The sequence below is a fragment of the Streptomyces sp. NPDC045431 genome, from assembly GCF_040646655.1.
Lineage (GTDB): Bacteria > Actinomycetota > Actinomycetes > Streptomycetales > Streptomycetaceae > Streptomyces.
The window spans coordinates 32,787-47,060 of sequence record NZ_JBEZAQ010000004.1 but is presented as its reverse complement, the minus strand read 5'-3'; the positions used below and the strand labels follow the sequence as shown (position 1 = coordinate 47,060).

13 protein-coding genes are annotated in these 14,274 nt (G+C 72.2%); 10 read left to right on the top strand and 3 right to left on the bottom strand.

From position 1 onward, the window contains the following. The first annotated feature begins 118 nt into the window (after positions 1–118). Positions 119–478, top strand: a complete 360-nt coding sequence (locus AB0A69_RS11375; protein ID WP_361418584.1) for a hypothetical protein — start codon at positions 119–121, stop codon at positions 476–478. A gap of 8 nt (positions 479–486) precedes the next feature. Here the strand turns inward: AB0A69_RS11375 and AB0A69_RS11370 are convergent, their stop codons facing one another. Further along, complete coding sequence (locus AB0A69_RS11370) at positions 487–1,191, bottom strand: nitroreductase family protein (protein ID WP_361418582.1); 705 nt, start codon at positions 1,189–1,191, stop codon at positions 487–489. Between the two features lie 124 nt (positions 1,192–1,315). Between AB0A69_RS11370 and AB0A69_RS11365 the strand changes: the two genes are divergently transcribed. Both AB0A69_RS11365 and AB0A69_RS11360 read left to right on the top strand, forming a co-directional pair. Continuing rightward, positions 1,316–1,891, top strand: coding sequence for a GNAT family N-acetyltransferase (locus AB0A69_RS11365; protein ID WP_361418578.1), 576 nt, complete (start codon positions 1,316–1,318; stop codon positions 1,889–1,891). Between the two features lie 295 nt (positions 1,892–2,186). Beyond that, the gene (locus tag AB0A69_RS11360; protein ID WP_361418575.1) at positions 2,187–2,321 is read left to right on the top strand and encodes a hypothetical protein; all 135 of its coding nucleotides are present in this window, start codon (positions 2,187–2,189) and stop codon (positions 2,319–2,321) included. Positions 2,322–2,343: 22 nt separating this feature from the next. Here the strand turns inward: AB0A69_RS11360 and AB0A69_RS11355 are convergent, their stop codons facing one another. Continuing rightward, positions 2,344–3,921 carry a metallophosphoesterase family protein gene (locus AB0A69_RS11355; RefSeq protein ID WP_361418572.1) on the bottom strand — a complete coding sequence of 526 codons (1,578 nt, stop codon included), beginning with the start codon at positions 3,919–3,921 and terminating at the stop codon, positions 2,344–2,346. 148 nt (positions 3,922–4,069) lie between these two features. Between AB0A69_RS11355 and AB0A69_RS11350 the strand changes: the two genes are divergently transcribed. Next, the gene (locus AB0A69_RS11350) at positions 4,070–5,113 is read left to right on the top strand and encodes a 3-isopropylmalate dehydrogenase (RefSeq protein ID WP_361418569.1); all 1,044 of its coding nucleotides are present in this window, start codon (positions 4,070–4,072) and stop codon (positions 5,111–5,113) included. Positions 5,114–5,371: 258 nt separating this feature from the next. After that, entirely contained in the window at positions 5,372–6,463 is a 1,092-nt protein-coding gene (locus AB0A69_RS11345; protein ID WP_361418566.1) for a branched-chain amino acid aminotransferase, read from the top strand. An 83-nt stretch (positions 6,464–6,546) separates the two neighbouring features. On the opposite strand, the gene AB0A69_RS11340 is transcribed toward AB0A69_RS11345, so the two are convergent. Next, positions 6,547–8,031 carry a cytosine permease gene (locus tag AB0A69_RS11340; RefSeq protein WP_361418563.1) on the bottom strand — a complete coding sequence of 495 codons (1,485 nt, stop codon included), beginning with the start codon at positions 8,029–8,031 and terminating at the stop codon, positions 6,547–6,549. Positions 8,032–8,196: 165 nt separating this feature from the next. On the opposite strand from AB0A69_RS11340, the gene ureA reads away from it, so the two are divergent. The 5 genes from ureA (at position 8,197) to cimA (ending at position 14,261) form a co-directional block, all read left to right on the top strand. Beyond that, the gene (ureA, locus tag AB0A69_RS11335) at positions 8,197–8,904 is read left to right on the top strand and encodes an urease subunit gamma (RefSeq protein WP_361418560.1); all 708 of its coding nucleotides are present in this window, start codon (positions 8,197–8,199) and stop codon (positions 8,902–8,904) included. Beyond that, positions 8,901–10,622 (top strand): urease subunit alpha, encoded by a 1,722-nt coding sequence (locus AB0A69_RS11330; RefSeq protein WP_361418557.1) that lies wholly within the window; start codon positions 8,901–8,903, stop codon positions 10,620–10,622. The genes ureA and AB0A69_RS11330 overlap by 4 nt, the downstream gene beginning before the upstream one ends. Positions 10,623–10,647: 25 nt before the next feature. Next, on the top strand, positions 10,648–11,658 hold the full coding sequence (locus AB0A69_RS11325; protein ID WP_361418554.1) for an agmatine deiminase family protein: 1,011 nt from the start codon (positions 10,648–10,650) through the stop codon (positions 11,656–11,658). 116 nt (positions 11,659–11,774) lie between these two features. After that, entirely contained in the window at positions 11,775–12,317 is a 543-nt protein-coding gene (locus tag AB0A69_RS11320; RefSeq protein WP_361419749.1) for a TetR/AcrR family transcriptional regulator, read from the top strand. Between the two features lie 315 nt (positions 12,318–12,632). After that, positions 12,633–14,261, top strand: a complete 1,629-nt coding sequence (gene cimA / locus AB0A69_RS11315; RefSeq protein ID WP_361418551.1) for a citramalate synthase — start codon at positions 12,633–12,635, stop codon at positions 14,259–14,261. Positions 14,262–14,274: the final 13 nt, after the last annotated feature.

Sequence of the window (14,274 nt, the reverse complement as noted above, 5' to 3'; positions counted from 1 at the left end):
GTTAGGGGTGAGGGAATCACGCCAGCACCCAACCCGTCAACGCCCGCTGAGTGGTTAGGTAATCGGCCAGATGAAGGGCGGTCAGTTTTGGAGCGCGTCAACCGGTTACACGCGCCCCATGGCGCAGACGAAGACGAACCAGAAGCAGGAATCCACCGCGGCCCCGAAGAAGGCCGCCCAGAACGCCACCCAGAACGCCACCGAATCGGCGCGGGGCATCGGCGGGGTGACCGCCGACAAGGCGCTCGCCACGGCACGGACCGTCCAGCGGACCGCCGTGTCCGCCGCGTCGACGGCCGCCGAGCGGGCCGCCGGCACGGCGGGCGTCGTGTGGACAGTGGTCAAGGCCCGCAAGGCCGCCGTGGCCGGGGCGGGCGCGGGTGTCGCCACCGCCGTGGCCGGGTCCTACGTGCTCGGCCGCCGCGCGGGCCTGCGGCAGCGCGGACCGCTGTCGCGTCTCACGGGCGGCCGCCTGTAAGCCCGGGGTCACACGTCGACCAGCACCTGGTCCAGGGACTTCCGTACGAGATCGGGCACCTCGCAGTCGTCCGCCGGGTAACCCACCGGGATGACCGCGAACGCCTTCTCGTTCTCGGGGCGGCCCAGCACCTCGGACAGGAAGCGCATCGGGCTCGGCGTGTGCACCAGGGCCGCCAGGCCCGACAGGTGCAGGGCCGTCAGCAGCATGCCGACGGCGATGCCCACCGACTCGTCCACGTAGTAGTGCTTGTGCTTGGTGCCGTCCGCGCCCAGCCAGTAGCGCTGCTGGAAGACCACGATCAGCGCCGGGGCGTCCGTGAGGTGCGGTTTCACGGCGTCCGTGCCCAACGGGCGCAGCGCCGCCAGCCACTCCTCGCCGAGCCGGCCGTCGTAGGAGACCTGCTCCTCCCGCTCGGCGGCCTCGCGGATGCGCCGGCGGACGTCCGGGTCCTTGACGAGGACGAACGTCCACGGCTGCTGGTGCGCGCCGGACGGAGCGGTCGACGCGCACGCGATGGCGTCGCGCACCACCTGCTCCGGGACCGGATCGGGCGCGAACTGCCGTACCGTGCGCCGCTGGTCCATGCGTGCGCGCAGCTCCGCCGCGCGGGCCAGGGACTCGGCGGCGGACATCCGCTCGGGGCGGTACGGGACGGGGCGGTAGGCGGCGCCGTGGGTGGGCGTCCACCGTCGTTCGGATGCGGGTGACATGAGGCCGAGTGTGCGGCGCGGGTGCGGCCCACGGGAAGGCCGTGGCAGGAGTACGCCGCCACCGCCCCGCACACCTGACCGGATCCCCACCCCGGGCCGTGCCGGGCCTGCCACAGTGGGCCGTATGACCGACGCACCGCGCACCGCCCCTCGGGCCACCGACCTCCTGCGCACCGCGCACACCTCCGCGCTCGCCCCCGCCGTGCTGGACGCCATCCGCGCGATGCTGGTGGCCGCCTTCGACGGGGACTTCGGCGACGAGGACTGGGACCACGGGCTCGGCGGCGTCCACGCGTACGTCGAGGACGAGCACGGCGTCGTCGCGCACGGCAGCGTGATCATGCGCCGGGTGGTGCACGCGGGGCGCGCGCACCGCGTCGGGTACGTCGAGGGCGTCGCCGTACGGGCCGACCGGCGCCGGCAGGGCCTCGGCAGCCGGGTGATGGCCGCCCTGGAGGAGGTCATCGACGGCGCCTACGCGTTCGGGGCGCTGTCGGCGTCCGACGAGGGTGCCGAGCTGTACCGGGCGCGGGGCTGGCAGTTGTGGAACGGCCGGATCGAGGCGTACGGGCCGGGCGGCGTGGTGCATCTGCCGCACGAGGAGGACTCGACCTATCTGGTCCCGTCGGCGGGGCGGCCGCTTCCCGCGGCGGAGAAGGGCGCGCTGATGTTCGACTGGCGCGACGGCGACGTGCTGTAACACCCCGGGCAGCCCCCGGGCAGCCCCCGAGCGACCCCGCGGGGGCCTCGCGAGCCACCCCGCGGGGCGGCCGCGTCTCAGATAGTAGGAAGTCCGAGTAATTGTGGAGACAGAAGCGTGGCCCGCGCGTAGCGTTGTAGAAGCCGAACGTCTCGCTCCATCCAGCGAATGGCGGTCCGCGAGCGCCCGTGCCCCGGCAGGCCACCCCTGCGGCAGCGCTCCCCGCCCCTTCCGGCGCCTTCGATCATCTCGCTGATCCCCCAGTTGACCAGCTGATCTCAAGGAGTCGACCACCATGGCCACTCAAGCCCTCCGCCGCCGCGTCCGCCACACCGCCGCCCGCCCCACCGACGCCGAGCGCAAGAACGCCGCCGCCGCCCTCCAGCGGGCCCTCGACCGCAGGGACAACGGCGGCGCCACCGGGCACTGACCGCCCCGGCCCCGCTCGGCGTTCAGCCGGAACGCCGCACCTCGAAGTGGTCGATCCGCCGCCCGCTCTCCGCGAGCGCCGACACCTTCAGCACCGGCGAAGCACCGCTCACGGCCTCCACCGCGAGGAACGAGAAGCCGGTGTACCGCACGCGTGACCACTCCACGACGTCCGGGTCCGGCAGCCGCGCCTTGGTCCAGTGGAACGTCACGATGTGGTCGTGGTCGTGCACACGCCCCTCGTAGCTGTCCCGCACGCCCGGCCCGAAGCCGTACAGCTCCCTGCCGGCGCCGCCCGCCGTCACGTACACGATCCCGTCCCGCACCGGATCGGTGGTGGCGCCGATCGGCACCGGGCGTCCCACCTCGCCGCTCCTGATCGCGTCGGTGCGCTCGTAGACGTGGTTGTGGCCGTTGATCACCAGGTCCACCTGGTGCTTGGCGAACAGGGGCACCCACGCGTCGCGCACCCCGCCGTCCGAGGCGTGGGTCGACGTCGAGTACGCGCAGTGGTGGAAGAAGGCCACGACGAAGTCCACCGCCGGGTCGCGCCGCAGCGCGCCGAGCCGCCGGTCGAGCCAGGCCGTCTGGGCGCCGCCGGTGTAGCCCAGGTTGGCCGGGATCTCGTACGACACATCGTTCGCGTCCAGCGCGACGACGCCGACGTTGCCGTAGACGAACGAGTAGACACCGGGCGCCCGCGCCGGGTCCGGGCCGTTGTCCGGCAGCGAGAAGCGGGCCGACTGGCCGCCGTAGCCATGGGGCGAGTACCACGCCTCCATGTCGTGGTTGCCGGTCGTCACCATCCACGGCACGCTCGCCGCCACGCTCTCCGTCTGCGCCAGGAACTGATCCCACACGCGCGCGTCGTACGTGTCGGACTCCTTGCCGTGCCCGCTGTCGTCCGCGTAGCAGATGTCGCCCGCGTGGAGGTGGAACGCCGGGCCCTGCCCCAGGATCAGCTGGTCGTTCGCCAGCGCGTGGTAGCTCACCCCCTGGTCGCCGAAGGCCGTGAAGACGAACCGCTCGGGCGGTGTCGCCGGGGCCGTACGGAACGAGCCGATCGTGCCCAGCCGGGCGGGGGCGGCCGGGTCGAAGCCGTCGTGCCCGACGCCGTAGTAGTACGTCGTCCCCGGCCGCAGCCCGTCCAGGCCGGCGTGCAGGTAGTACTGGTCGACCGCCGGGAGCCTGCGCGACAGCGACGGCGTGTGCAGCGGCCGCACCTCGGCCTCGATCTTCCGGCTCAGCTCCCAGGGCGTGAGCCCGATCCGTACGTACGGCCGGGTCACCGCGAGCGGCACCTGCCAGGAGATCCGCATCTGCGTGCGAGGGTCGGCGCCGAAGGCGAGATGGCGCCCGAAGGGGGCCACGAGCGAGCCGTCGACCCCCGCGGTCGCGGGCGCCGTGACGAGGGTGGGGGAGGAGGGGGAGGTGGCCGAAGCGGCAGTCGCCGGCAGGCCGGCCACCGCCGCGCCGGCCGCCGTGCCCGCGAGCACCCGCCGACGGGAGAGCTTCGCCCGCAGGTACGCGTGCTGCTCGGGCATGGACATGCGGCGGGCGAGGGAGTCGGGGATGCCGAAGCGTGGGGTGTCTTCAGTCATGGCAGGCAACTTGCCAGTAACTTCCAACACGCCGCCAGACTCCGGATGAACGAAATCCGACGAACACGGGTGCGGTCACCCGGACGCGCGACGTCCACATCTTGGACTCCACATGTCCGGGCAGTGGACCCGGGAGTAGGGTGCCGTCATGTCTCGCAGCATCAATCTCGCAGTGATCCCCGGTGACGGCATCGGCCAGGAGGTCGTGGCCCAGGGCCTCAAGGTCCTCCGCTCCGTCCTTCCGCAGGATGTGAAGCTGGAGACCAAGGAGTACGACCTCGGCGCCCAGCGCTGGCACCGCACCGGTGAGACCCTCCCCGACGCGGAGCTGGACGCGCTCAAGAACCACGACGCGATCCTGCTCGGCGCGATCGGCGACCCGTCCGTGCCGTCCGGCGTCCTGGAGCGCGGGCTGCTGCTGAAGCTGCGCTTCGCCTTCGACCACTACGTGAACCTGCGTCCGTCGAAGCTCTTCCCGAACACCGCGACCCCGCTGGCCGGCCGCCCCGACATCGACTTCGTCGTCGTCCGCGAGGGCACCGAGGGCCCGTACACGGGCAACGGCGGCTCGCTCCGCACGGGTACGGAGCACGAGGTCGCCACCGAGGTCAGCCTCAACACGGCGTACGGCGTCGAGCGCGTCGTCCGCGACGCGTACGAGCGGGCCAACGCCCGCCCGCGCAAGAAGCTGACGCTGGTCCACAAGAACAACGTGCTCGTCTACGCCGGCCACATGTGGAAGAAGATCTTCGACAAGGTCGGCGCGGAGTACCCGGACGTCACCACGGACTACCTGCACGTCGACGCCGCGACGATCTTCTTCGTCACGCAGCCGGAGCGCTTCGACGTCATCGTCACCGACAACCTCTTCGGCGACATCCTCACCGACCTCGCCGCCGCCGTGACCGGCGGCATCGGCCTGGCGGCCTCCGGCAACATCAACCCGACGGGCGCGTTCCCGTCGATGTTCGAGCCCGTCCACGGCTCCGCGCCCGACATCGCGGGCCAGGGCAAGGCCGACCCCACCGCGACGATCCTCTCCGTCGCGCTGCTCCTGCGCCACCTCGGGTACGAGGCCGAGGCCGTCCGCATCGAGGACGCCGTGGCCGCGGACCTGGCCGCCCGGGACGGCTCGACGCCGCGTACGACGGACGAGATCGGCGACGCGCTCGCGGTACGCGTAGCGAGCTGACCCGCCGACTGGAGAAACCCCAGACACAGCCGCCGGGTCGCATTCCGCACCCGGCGGCTTCTCCTGTGCGGCCCCGGGTGCCACCATCAACCCCTGGACCGCACTCAACCGCTCCCCACCCACGCGTTTCGTTCACGGGGCCACCCGGGCGATAATCGAACGCGGGGCCGCGGCATGCGGGAAAGCTCGGACGTCCTAGCAAGTCGTAGCGGCGTGAGCGCGGTCCGTCACAACCCACCGGTGAAGGACACAGCACTCATGACGACGACGCCCACGATCGAGCTCAAGCCCTCCTCGAACCCGCTGTCCGACGCGGAGCGCGAGGCGATCCTGGCCAACCCCGGCTTCGGCCGCCACTTCACCGACCACATGGTGACGATCAAGTGGACGGAAGGGCGCGGCTGGCACGACGCCCAGCTCACGCCGTACGCGCCGCTGTCGATCGACCCGGCCAACATGACCCTGCACTACGCGCAGGAGATCTTCGAGGGCCTCAAGGCGTACCGCCGCCCCGACGGCTCGGTCTCGCTCTTCCGCCCGGAGGCCAACGCCGAGCGGTTCCAGCGCTCCGCCCGCCGCCTGGCCATGCCGGAGCTGCCCGTCGAGACGTTCGTCGCCGCCTGTGACGCGCTGGTCCGCCAGGACGAGGCGTGGGTGCCGCCGCACGGCGGCGAGGAGTCGCTGTACCTGCGCCCGTTCATGATCGCCAACGAGGTCGGGCTCGGCGTCCGCCCGGCCAACGAGTACCTCTTCATCGTCATCGCCTCGCCCGCCGGCGCGTACTTCCCCGGCGGCGTGAAGCCCGTCTCGGTCTGGCTGTCGGAGAACTACGTCCGCGCCGTCCCCGGCGGCATGGGCTTCGCCAAGACCGGCGGCAACTACGCCGCCTCGCTGCTCGCGCAGGCCGAGGCGGCCGCCAAGGGCTGCGACCAGGTCGTCTGGCTCGACGCGCTGGAGCACAAGTGGGTCGAGGAGATGGGCGGCATGAACCTGTACTTCGTGTACGGGAACAAGATCATCACCCCCGAGCTCACCGGCTCCCTCCTCGCCGGCATCACCCGTGACTCGCTCCTCCGCCTCGCCCACGACCTCGGGTACGAGTCCGAGGAGGGCCGCATCTCCACCGAGCAGTGGCAGCGGGACACCGAGAACGGCACCCTCACCGAGGTGTTCGCCTGCGGCACCGCCGCCGTCATCACGCCGGTCGGCCTGGTCAAGTCGGAGCGGGGCGAGTGGACCCAGTCGGGCGGCGAGCCGGGCGAGGTCACGCTGAAGCTGCGCAAGGCGCTGCTGGACATCCAGACCGGCGCCGCGGAGGACCCGCACGGCTGGACGCACCGGATCGGCTGAGCCGATCCCGGACGCCGGTCCCGGACAGCACGAAACGCCCGCACCCCCCGCTCGAGGGTGCGGGCGTTCCGCTTCGCCGCGGGTCAGGACGCGGCGGTCTCGGGGGCGGGCGCCTCGGGAGCCGGCGTCCCGGGCGCGGGCGTCTCCGGGGCGGGTGACGCGGCGGCCTCGTCGGGCCTCGGGAACGCCGCCCGGCTGTTGAGGGTCAGCGCCGTGTACACGCCGCCGCCCACCAGGCCCGACAGGATGAAGCTGCAGTCCACGCCGCCCGTCACGAGCAGCAGCGGGCCCTCGTAGAGCGGGGTCGACACGGCCGCCAGGCCCACCGCCGCGCCCACCGCCCACGCCAGGGTGGCGCGCGGCTCCCAGCCGGCCCGGTACCAGTAGATGCCGCCCTTGGCGCGGCGGTTGTAGACCTGGAGCGCCTCACGGTCGTACGCGCCGCCGCAGCCGATGTGGCCCATCAGCGTGATGACCGCCCACGGCGTGCCGATCGCGGTCAGCAGCAGAACGAACGACGTCATCGCCGACTGCGCGTCCCACGCGAAGTGCCCCGCGAAGACGAACGCCGTCGCGACGGCCGCCACCACGAGCGTGGACGTGGCGCGCGTGGCGCGCGGGATGATCGCGTCCAGGTCGAGGCCCATCGAGTAGAGCATCAGCCCCGCGTTGCCGACCGATCCCGCGCTCGCCGCGATCAGCAGCGGCACCAGGTACCAGGGCGCGGCGGTCTCCACCAGCGGCCCCGCGTAGTCCAGCCCGGCGCGGGCGGCGAGGGCCGTGAACGTACCGAAGAGCTGCGGCACCAGCAGGCCCGCGAACAGGCCGACGCAGGTGGCCCGCCACACGGTGCGCGGGCTGTGCCGCTCGGGCGAGACGTACCGCGTGTAGTCGCCGAGCAGGGTGATGAAGGCGATCGGCCCGCTCAGGCCCGCCGCCACGGCGGACAGCAGCCAGGTCGGCCAGAAGGAGCCCAGCAGGTACGGCGTGTCCGGCGGCGGGGCGGCCGTGAAGTCGCCCGCGTACGCGACGATGCCGAGAGCGAGCAGCAGCGTCATGCCGATGGCGAGGGCCCTGCTGAGGCGCAGCAGCAGCCGGTAGCCGAAGACGGCGGCGACCACCGTACAGCCGGCGAGCAGCACGTACACGAGCGTGTGCGCGAAGGCGCCGGTCGGTACGCCGAAGAGGCGCGACAGCGTGCCGAGCATCACGTCGCCGCCGATCCACAGCGTGAGCGCGGTGTACCCGAGCGACAGCAGGAGGCCGACGATCGAGCCGACGAGCCGGCCGCGTACGCCGAAGAAGGCGCCGCTGGAGGTGGAGAGGTTGGTCGCGGTGCGCAGCGATATGAGCGCCAGCGGCGCGGTGGCGATCACGCCGACGACCGTTCCGGCCAGCACCGACGTGACGGCGGGCCACAGGCCGAGGCCGAACGAGACCGGCAGCCAGCCGAAGACGATCACGCCCAGGCACAGGTTCGATCCCAGCAGGATCGAGACGAGGTCACGCGGCCCGCTGGTGCGTTCCGCCTCGGGGATGGTGTCGACTCCGCGCTGTTCGATCTGCATGCGCTGCTCCCTGCTCTCAGCTCCGTCAGCTGGTGGGGGTTCTGGTTTGAGTGTCGCTCTAATTGGAGCGGCGCTCAATGTGACCTACGCCGCGCGCCCGCGTCAATGCTTCTCGGAAAGAAATCTTGTGGTTAGAGTGGTGCTCAAACAGGAAGGTGTGGTGACGTGCGACTGACCCCCACGGAACGCGACCGGCTGCTGCTCTTCGGCGCCGCCGAGCTCGCCCGGGCCCGCCGGGCCCGTGGCCTCAAGCTCAATGTCCCCGAGGCGACCGCCCTCATCGCGGACACCGTCTGCGAGGCCGCCCGGGACGGCAAGCGCCTCGCCGAGGCGATCGAGGCCGCCCGCTCGGTGCTGGGACCCGACGACGTCCTGCCGGGCGTCGCGGACGTCGTGACCGAGGTCCATGTCGAGGCCGTCTTCGACGACGGCTCCCGGCTCGCCGTGGTCAGCGACCCCATCGGTGGCGGCGGTCTGGGCGAGCACGCCCCGGGCGCGCTGCTGCCGGGGCCGGAGCACACCGACCCCGAGCCCGTGGTGCGCCTGCGGGTCACCAACACCGCGAGGGTGCCGGTCTCCGTCACCTCGCACTTCCACTTCTTCGAGGCCAACCCGCGGCTCGACTTCGACCGTGCCCGGGCCTACGGCATGCGGCTCGCCGTCCCCGCCGGATCGTCCGTGCGCTTCGGCCCGGGCGAGAGCGAGGAGGTCGGCCTGGTGCCGATCGGCGGCGACCGGATCGCGATCGGCTTCGCCGGCCTGGTCGACGGGCCGCTGGACGCGCCCGGCGCCCGCGAGGAAGCACTGCGCCGCGCCGCCGCCTGCGGCTACCTCGGCGTACCGGACACCACTGAGCAGGAGGTCGAGCGATGAGCCGCCCCGGAGGCCACCCCGCCGAAGCGCGCCGCCTCACCCCGTACGAGTACGCCGCCACCCACGGCCCCCGCGCCGGCGACCGCGTCCGCCTCGGCGACTCGGGCCTGACCGTCCGCGTCGAGTCCGACTCGCAGGCGTACGGCGAGGAGTTCCTCGCCGGCTTCGGCAAGACGGCCCGCGACGGCCTGCACCTGAAGGCCGCGGCCGTCCGCGAGACCTGCGACGTCGTGATCAGCAACGTGCTCGTCATCGACGCCGTCCAGGGCATCCGCAAGGTGTCCATCGGCATCCGCGAGGGCCGCATCCACGCCATCGGCCGCGCCGGCAACCCCGACACCCTCGACGGCGTCGACGTCGTCATCGGCACCGGCACGTCGATCGTCTCCGGCGAGGGCCTCATCGCCACCGCGGGCGCCGTCGACACCCACGTCCACCTGCTGTCGCCGCGGATCATGGAGGCGTCGCTCGCCTCCGGCGTGACCACGATCATCGGCCAGGAGTTCGGCCCGGTGTGGGGCGTCGGCGTCAACTCGCCGTGGGCGCTGCGCCACGCCTTCAACGCCTTCGACGCCTGGCCCGTCAACATCGGCTTCCTCGGCCGCGGCTCGTCCTCCCACGAGGCCCCGCTGGTCGAGGCGCTCGCCGAGGGCGGCGCCTCCGGCTTCAAGGTCCACGAGGACATGGGCGCGCACACGCGGGCGCTGGACACGGCGCTGCGCGTGGCGGAGGAGTACGACGTCCAGGTCGCGCTGCACAGCGACGGCCTCAACGAGTGCCTCTCGGTGGAGGACACCCTCAAGGTCCTCGAAGGCCGCACCATCCACGCCTTCCACATCGAGGGCTGCGGCGGCGGCCACGTCCCCAACGTGCTGAAGATGGCGGGCGTGCCGAACGTCATCGGCTCGTCCACCAACCCCACGCTGCCCTTCGGGCGGGACGCGGTCGCCGAGCACTACGGCATGATCGTCTCCGTCCACGACCTGAAGACCGACCTGCCCGGCGACGCGGCCATGGCCCGCGACCGGATCCGGGCCGGGACGATGGGCGCGGAGGACGTGCTGCACGACCTGGGCGCGATCGGCATCACGTCGTCGGACGCACAGGGCATGGGAAGGGCCGGCGAGACCGTACGCCGGACCTTCGCCATGGCCGGGAAGATGAAGGGCGAGCTCGGCCCGCTGGACGGCGACGGGGACGGCGACGACAACGCCCGCGTCCTGCGCTACATGGCCAAGCTCACCATCAACCCGGCGATCGCCCACGGCCTCGCGCACGAGGTCGGCTCGATCGAGGTCGGCAAGCTCGCCGACATCGTGCTGTGGCGGCCGGAGTTCTTCGGCGCCAAGCCGCAGCTCGTCCTGAAGTCGGGCTTCCCCGCGTACGGGGTCGTGGGCGATCCGAACGCCGCCACCGACACCTGCGAACCGCTCGTGCTCGGCCCGCAGTTCGGCGCGCACGGCGCCACCGCCGCCGACATCTCCGTCGCCTTCGTGTCGGGCGCGGCCGCCCAGCTCGGCGCCGACACGATGCCGACGCGCCGGCGCCGGGTCGCGGTGCGCGGCACGCGCGGCATCGGCCCCGGGAACCTGCTCCTCAACTCCCGTATCGGAGAGGTGGCCGTCGACGAGCGCACCGGGCTCGTCACGCTCGACGGCGACCCGGTCCGCTCGGACCCCGCCGACTCCGTCTCCCTCAACCGCCTCTACTTCCTCTGAAGTACCTCCCGTGAAGGACCACACGATGTTCCGCATGCCCGCCGAATGGGCCCCGCACGAGCGCACCTGGATGGCCTGGCCCGGCCCCAACCCGACCTTCACCAACGACGAGGAGCTGGCGGAGGCGCGCCGCGCCTGGGCGTCGGTCGCCCGCGCCGTACGCCGCTTCGAGCCGGTCACCGTGGTGCACGGCCCCGGCCAGGAGGAGTCCGCCCGCGCGCTCCTCGGCCCGGACATCGACCTCGTCGAGCGCGACCTGGACGACGCCTGGATGCGCGACATCGGCCCCACCTTCGTCACCGACGGCGAGCAGCTCGCCGCCGTGGACTGGGTCTTCAACGGCTGGGGCGCCGCCGACTGGGCGCGCTGGGAGCACGACTCCAAGATCGCCCGCCATGTCGCGGACATCGCCGGCGTACCGGTGCACAGCAGCCCGCTCGTCAACGAGGGCGGAGCCATCCACGTCGACGGCGAGGGCACCGTCCTCCTCACCGACACCGTGCAGCTCGGCCCCGAGCGCAACCCCGAGTGGACCCGCGAGCAGGTCGAGGCGGAGATCCACGCCAAGCTCGGCACCACCAAGGCGATCTGGCTGCCGCGCGGCCTGACCGGCGACTACGGCATGTACGGCACCCGCGGCCACGTCGACATCGTCGCCGCCTTCGCCCGCCCCGGCACGGTCGTCGTCCACACCCAGCCCGACCCGGCCCACCCGGACCACGAGCTGTGCAAGGCCAACGTCGAGCTGCTGCGCAACCAGACCGACGCCAAGGGCCGCCGCCTGGAGGTCGTCGAGATCCCCGCGCCGACCGTCCTCCAGGAGGACGGCGAGTGGGTCGACTACTCCTACATCAACCACTACATCTGCAACGGCGGCGTGGTGCTGTGCGCCTTCGACGACCCGCGCGACGAGATAGCGGCCGGCATCTTCCGCCGCCTCTTCCCGGACCGCACGGTCACGCTGGTCGACGCCCGCGCGATCTTCGCGGGCGGCGGCGGCATCCACTGCATCACCCAGCAGCAGCCCAAGGTCTGAGCGGGATCGGGTACAACGTACGAGTGAACGAACCCCAGGCGCCCCAGGTCACCCCCGGCACGCGGCGGCGAGGCCGCAACGCCGCGCCGCCGCGTGAAGAGGTGCTCGCCGCCGCCATGGAGACCATCGCCGAGCGCGGGCTCGAAGGGCTCACCATGGCGGGGCTGGGGCGCGAAGTCGGGATGAGCAGCGGGCACCTGCTCTACTACTTCCGCACCAAGGACGAGCTGCTGCTCCAGACCCTGGAGTGGAGCGAAGGCCGGCTCGGCGCCGAGCGCAGCGCGCTGCTCTCGCGCCAGTCGGCGCCGGTGCGGGAGCGGCTCACGGCGTACGTCGACCTGTACGTGCCCGACGGGCCGCGCGACCCGCACTGGACGCTGTGGCTGGAGGTGTGGAACCGGTCGCAGAACGCCGACGACGACGCCCGCGCGCGCCAGGCCGCCATCGAGGGGGCCTGGCACCGCGACCTGGTGGCGCTGCTCGCCGAAGGCGTCTCGCGCGGCGAGCTGCGGCCCGTCGACCCGGACCGGTACGCGGCGCGGCTGCGCGCGCTGCTGGACGGGTTCAGCGTGCACGTCGCCGTGGGCATCCCGGGCACGGGGCGGGCGCAGGTGCTCGACCACGTCCGGGAGTTCATCGAGGACAGCCTCATACCGTGACCGCGAGAGGCGGGGCGGGTCGACCGCATCGTGAGACCCGCACCCACCGGTCGTGCCATCTGTGGCAAACTGCCCGGGTGCTTGCTACCACCATGATTATGGGCAGCAGCGCGCCGGTCCGCAGTGACCGCTGAATCGCGGAAGAATCCCCGCGGCAGTGGACACCATGCCCCAGACCCGCGCGCAGACCTCTCGCACCCGCGAGAGGTTTTTTCGTTTTCCGGCACCTACCCCCGGCGGAAGCGAGCGGCGCGCGACGATGGGGGCAGTGGAGCTAAACGTCCGGAGCCGTATCCAACAGGAGCCATCACCGTCATGACCACGGAGACCGACAGCCATTCCGCCGACGCGAGCCCGGTCGACGACAGTTTCCATGTCTTCGACACCACGCTGCGCGACGGCGCCCAGCGTGAGGGGATCAACCTCACCGTCGCCGACAAGCTGACCATCGCCCGGCACCTGGACGACTTCGGCGTGGGCTTCATCGAGGGCGGCTGGCCCGGCGCCAACCCCCGCGACACCGAGTTCTTCGCCCGCGCCGCGAGCGAGCTGCGCCTCAAGCACGCGCAGCTCGTCGCCTTCGGCGCCACCCGCCGCGCCGGCACCACCGCCGCCGAGGACCCGCAGGTCAAGGCGCTCCTGGAGTCCGGCGCCCCCGTGATCACGCTGGTCGCCAAGTCGCACGACCGCCACGTCGAGCTGGCTCTGCGCACCACGCTGGACGAGAACCTCGCGATGGTCGCCGACACCGTCTCCCACCTGCGCGAGCAGGGCCGCCGCGTCTTCGTCGACTGCGAGCACTTCTTCGACGGCTACCGCGAGAACCCCGCCTACGCCAAGGCCGTCGTCCGCGCCGCGTACGAGGCCGGCGCCGACGTCGTCGTCCTCTGCGACACCAACGGCGGCATGCTCCCCGCCCAGATCCAGGCCGTCGTCTCCACCGTCCACGCCGACACCGGCGCCCGCCTCGGCATCCACGCCCAGGACGACACCGGCTGCGCCGTCGCCAACACCCTCGCCGCCGTCGACGCGGGCGCCACCCACGTCCAGTGCACCGCCAACGGCTACGGCGAGCGCGTCGGCAACGCCAACCTCTTCCCGGTCGTCGCCGCGCTGGAGCTGAAGTACGGCCGCAAGGTCCTCCCCGAGGGCTCCCTGCGCGAGATGACCCGCATCTCGCACGCCATCGCCGAGGTGGTCAACCTGACCCCCTCCACCCACCAGCCGTACGTCGGTCTCTCCGCCTTCGCCCACAAGGCCGGCCTCCATGCCTCCGCCATCAAGGTCGACCCGGACCTCTACCAGCACATCGACCCCGAGCTGGTCGGCAACACCATGCGGATGCTCGTCTCCGACATGGCCGGCCGCGCCTCCATCGAGCTCAAGGGCAAGGAGCTCGGCATCGACCTCGGCGGCGACCGCGAGCTGGTCGGCCGGGTCGTCGAGCGCGTCAAGGAGCGCGAGCTCAAGGGCTACACGTACGAGGCCGCCGACGCCTCCTTCGAGCTGCTGCTGCGCGCGGAGGTCGAGGGCAGGTCCCGGCGCTACTTCCGTACGGAGTCGTGGCGCGCGATCGTCGAGGACCGCCCCGACGGCACCCATGCCAACGAGGCCACCGTGAAGCTCTGGGCCAAGGGCGAGCGCATCGTCACCACCGCCGAGGGCAATGGCCCGGTCAACGCCCTCGACCTGGCCATGCGCGCCGGGCTGGAGCGGATCTACCCGCAGCTCGCGAAGCTGGAGCTGGTGGACTACAAGGTCCGCATCCTGGAGGGCGTGCACGGTACGCAGTCGACGACCCGCGTCCTGATCACCACGAGTGACGGCGCGGGTGAGTGGTCGACGGTCGGCGTCGGCGAGAACGTCATCGCCGCGTCCTGGCAGGCGCTGGAGGACGCGTACACGTACGGCCTGCTGCGGGCGGGCGTCGAGCCCACGGACTGACGGGCTGACGGAC

Excerpts from the sequence above, each read along its gene's own strand:
- AB0A69_RS11375 (WP_361418584.1), top strand. The coding sequence starts at position 119 with ATGGCGCAGACGAAGACGAACCAGAAGCAGGAATCCACCGCGGCCCCG.
- AB0A69_RS11370 (WP_361418582.1), bottom strand. The coding sequence starts at position 1,191 with ATGTCACCCGCATCCGAACGACGGTGGACGCCCACCCACGGCGCCGCC.
- AB0A69_RS11365 (WP_361418578.1), top strand. The coding sequence starts at position 1,316 with ATGACCGACGCACCGCGCACCGCCCCTCGGGCCACCGACCTCCTGCGC.
- AB0A69_RS11360 (WP_361418575.1), top strand. The coding sequence starts at position 2,187 with ATGGCCACTCAAGCCCTCCGCCGCCGCGTCCGCCACACCGCCGCCCGC.
- AB0A69_RS11355 (WP_361418572.1), bottom strand. The coding sequence starts at position 3,921 with ATGACTGAAGACACCCCACGCTTCGGCATCCCCGACTCCCTCGCCCGC.
- AB0A69_RS11350 (WP_361418569.1), top strand. The coding sequence starts at position 4,070 with ATGTCTCGCAGCATCAATCTCGCAGTGATCCCCGGTGACGGCATCGGC.
- AB0A69_RS11345 (WP_361418566.1), top strand. The coding sequence starts at position 5,372 with ATGACGACGACGCCCACGATCGAGCTCAAGCCCTCCTCGAACCCGCTG.
- AB0A69_RS11340 (WP_361418563.1), bottom strand. The coding sequence starts at position 8,031 with ATGCAGATCGAACAGCGCGGAGTCGACACCATCCCCGAGGCGGAACGC.
- AB0A69_RS11330 (WP_361418557.1), top strand. The coding sequence starts at position 8,901 with ATGAGCCGCCCCGGAGGCCACCCCGCCGAAGCGCGCCGCCTCACCCCG.
- AB0A69_RS11325 (WP_361418554.1), top strand. The coding sequence starts at position 10,648 with ATGTTCCGCATGCCCGCCGAATGGGCCCCGCACGAGCGCACCTGGATG.
- AB0A69_RS11320 (WP_361419749.1), top strand. The coding sequence starts at position 11,775 with ATGGAGACCATCGCCGAGCGCGGGCTCGAAGGGCTCACCATGGCGGGG.
- cimA (WP_361418551.1), top strand. The coding sequence starts at position 12,633 with ATGACCACGGAGACCGACAGCCATTCCGCCGACGCGAGCCCGGTCGAC.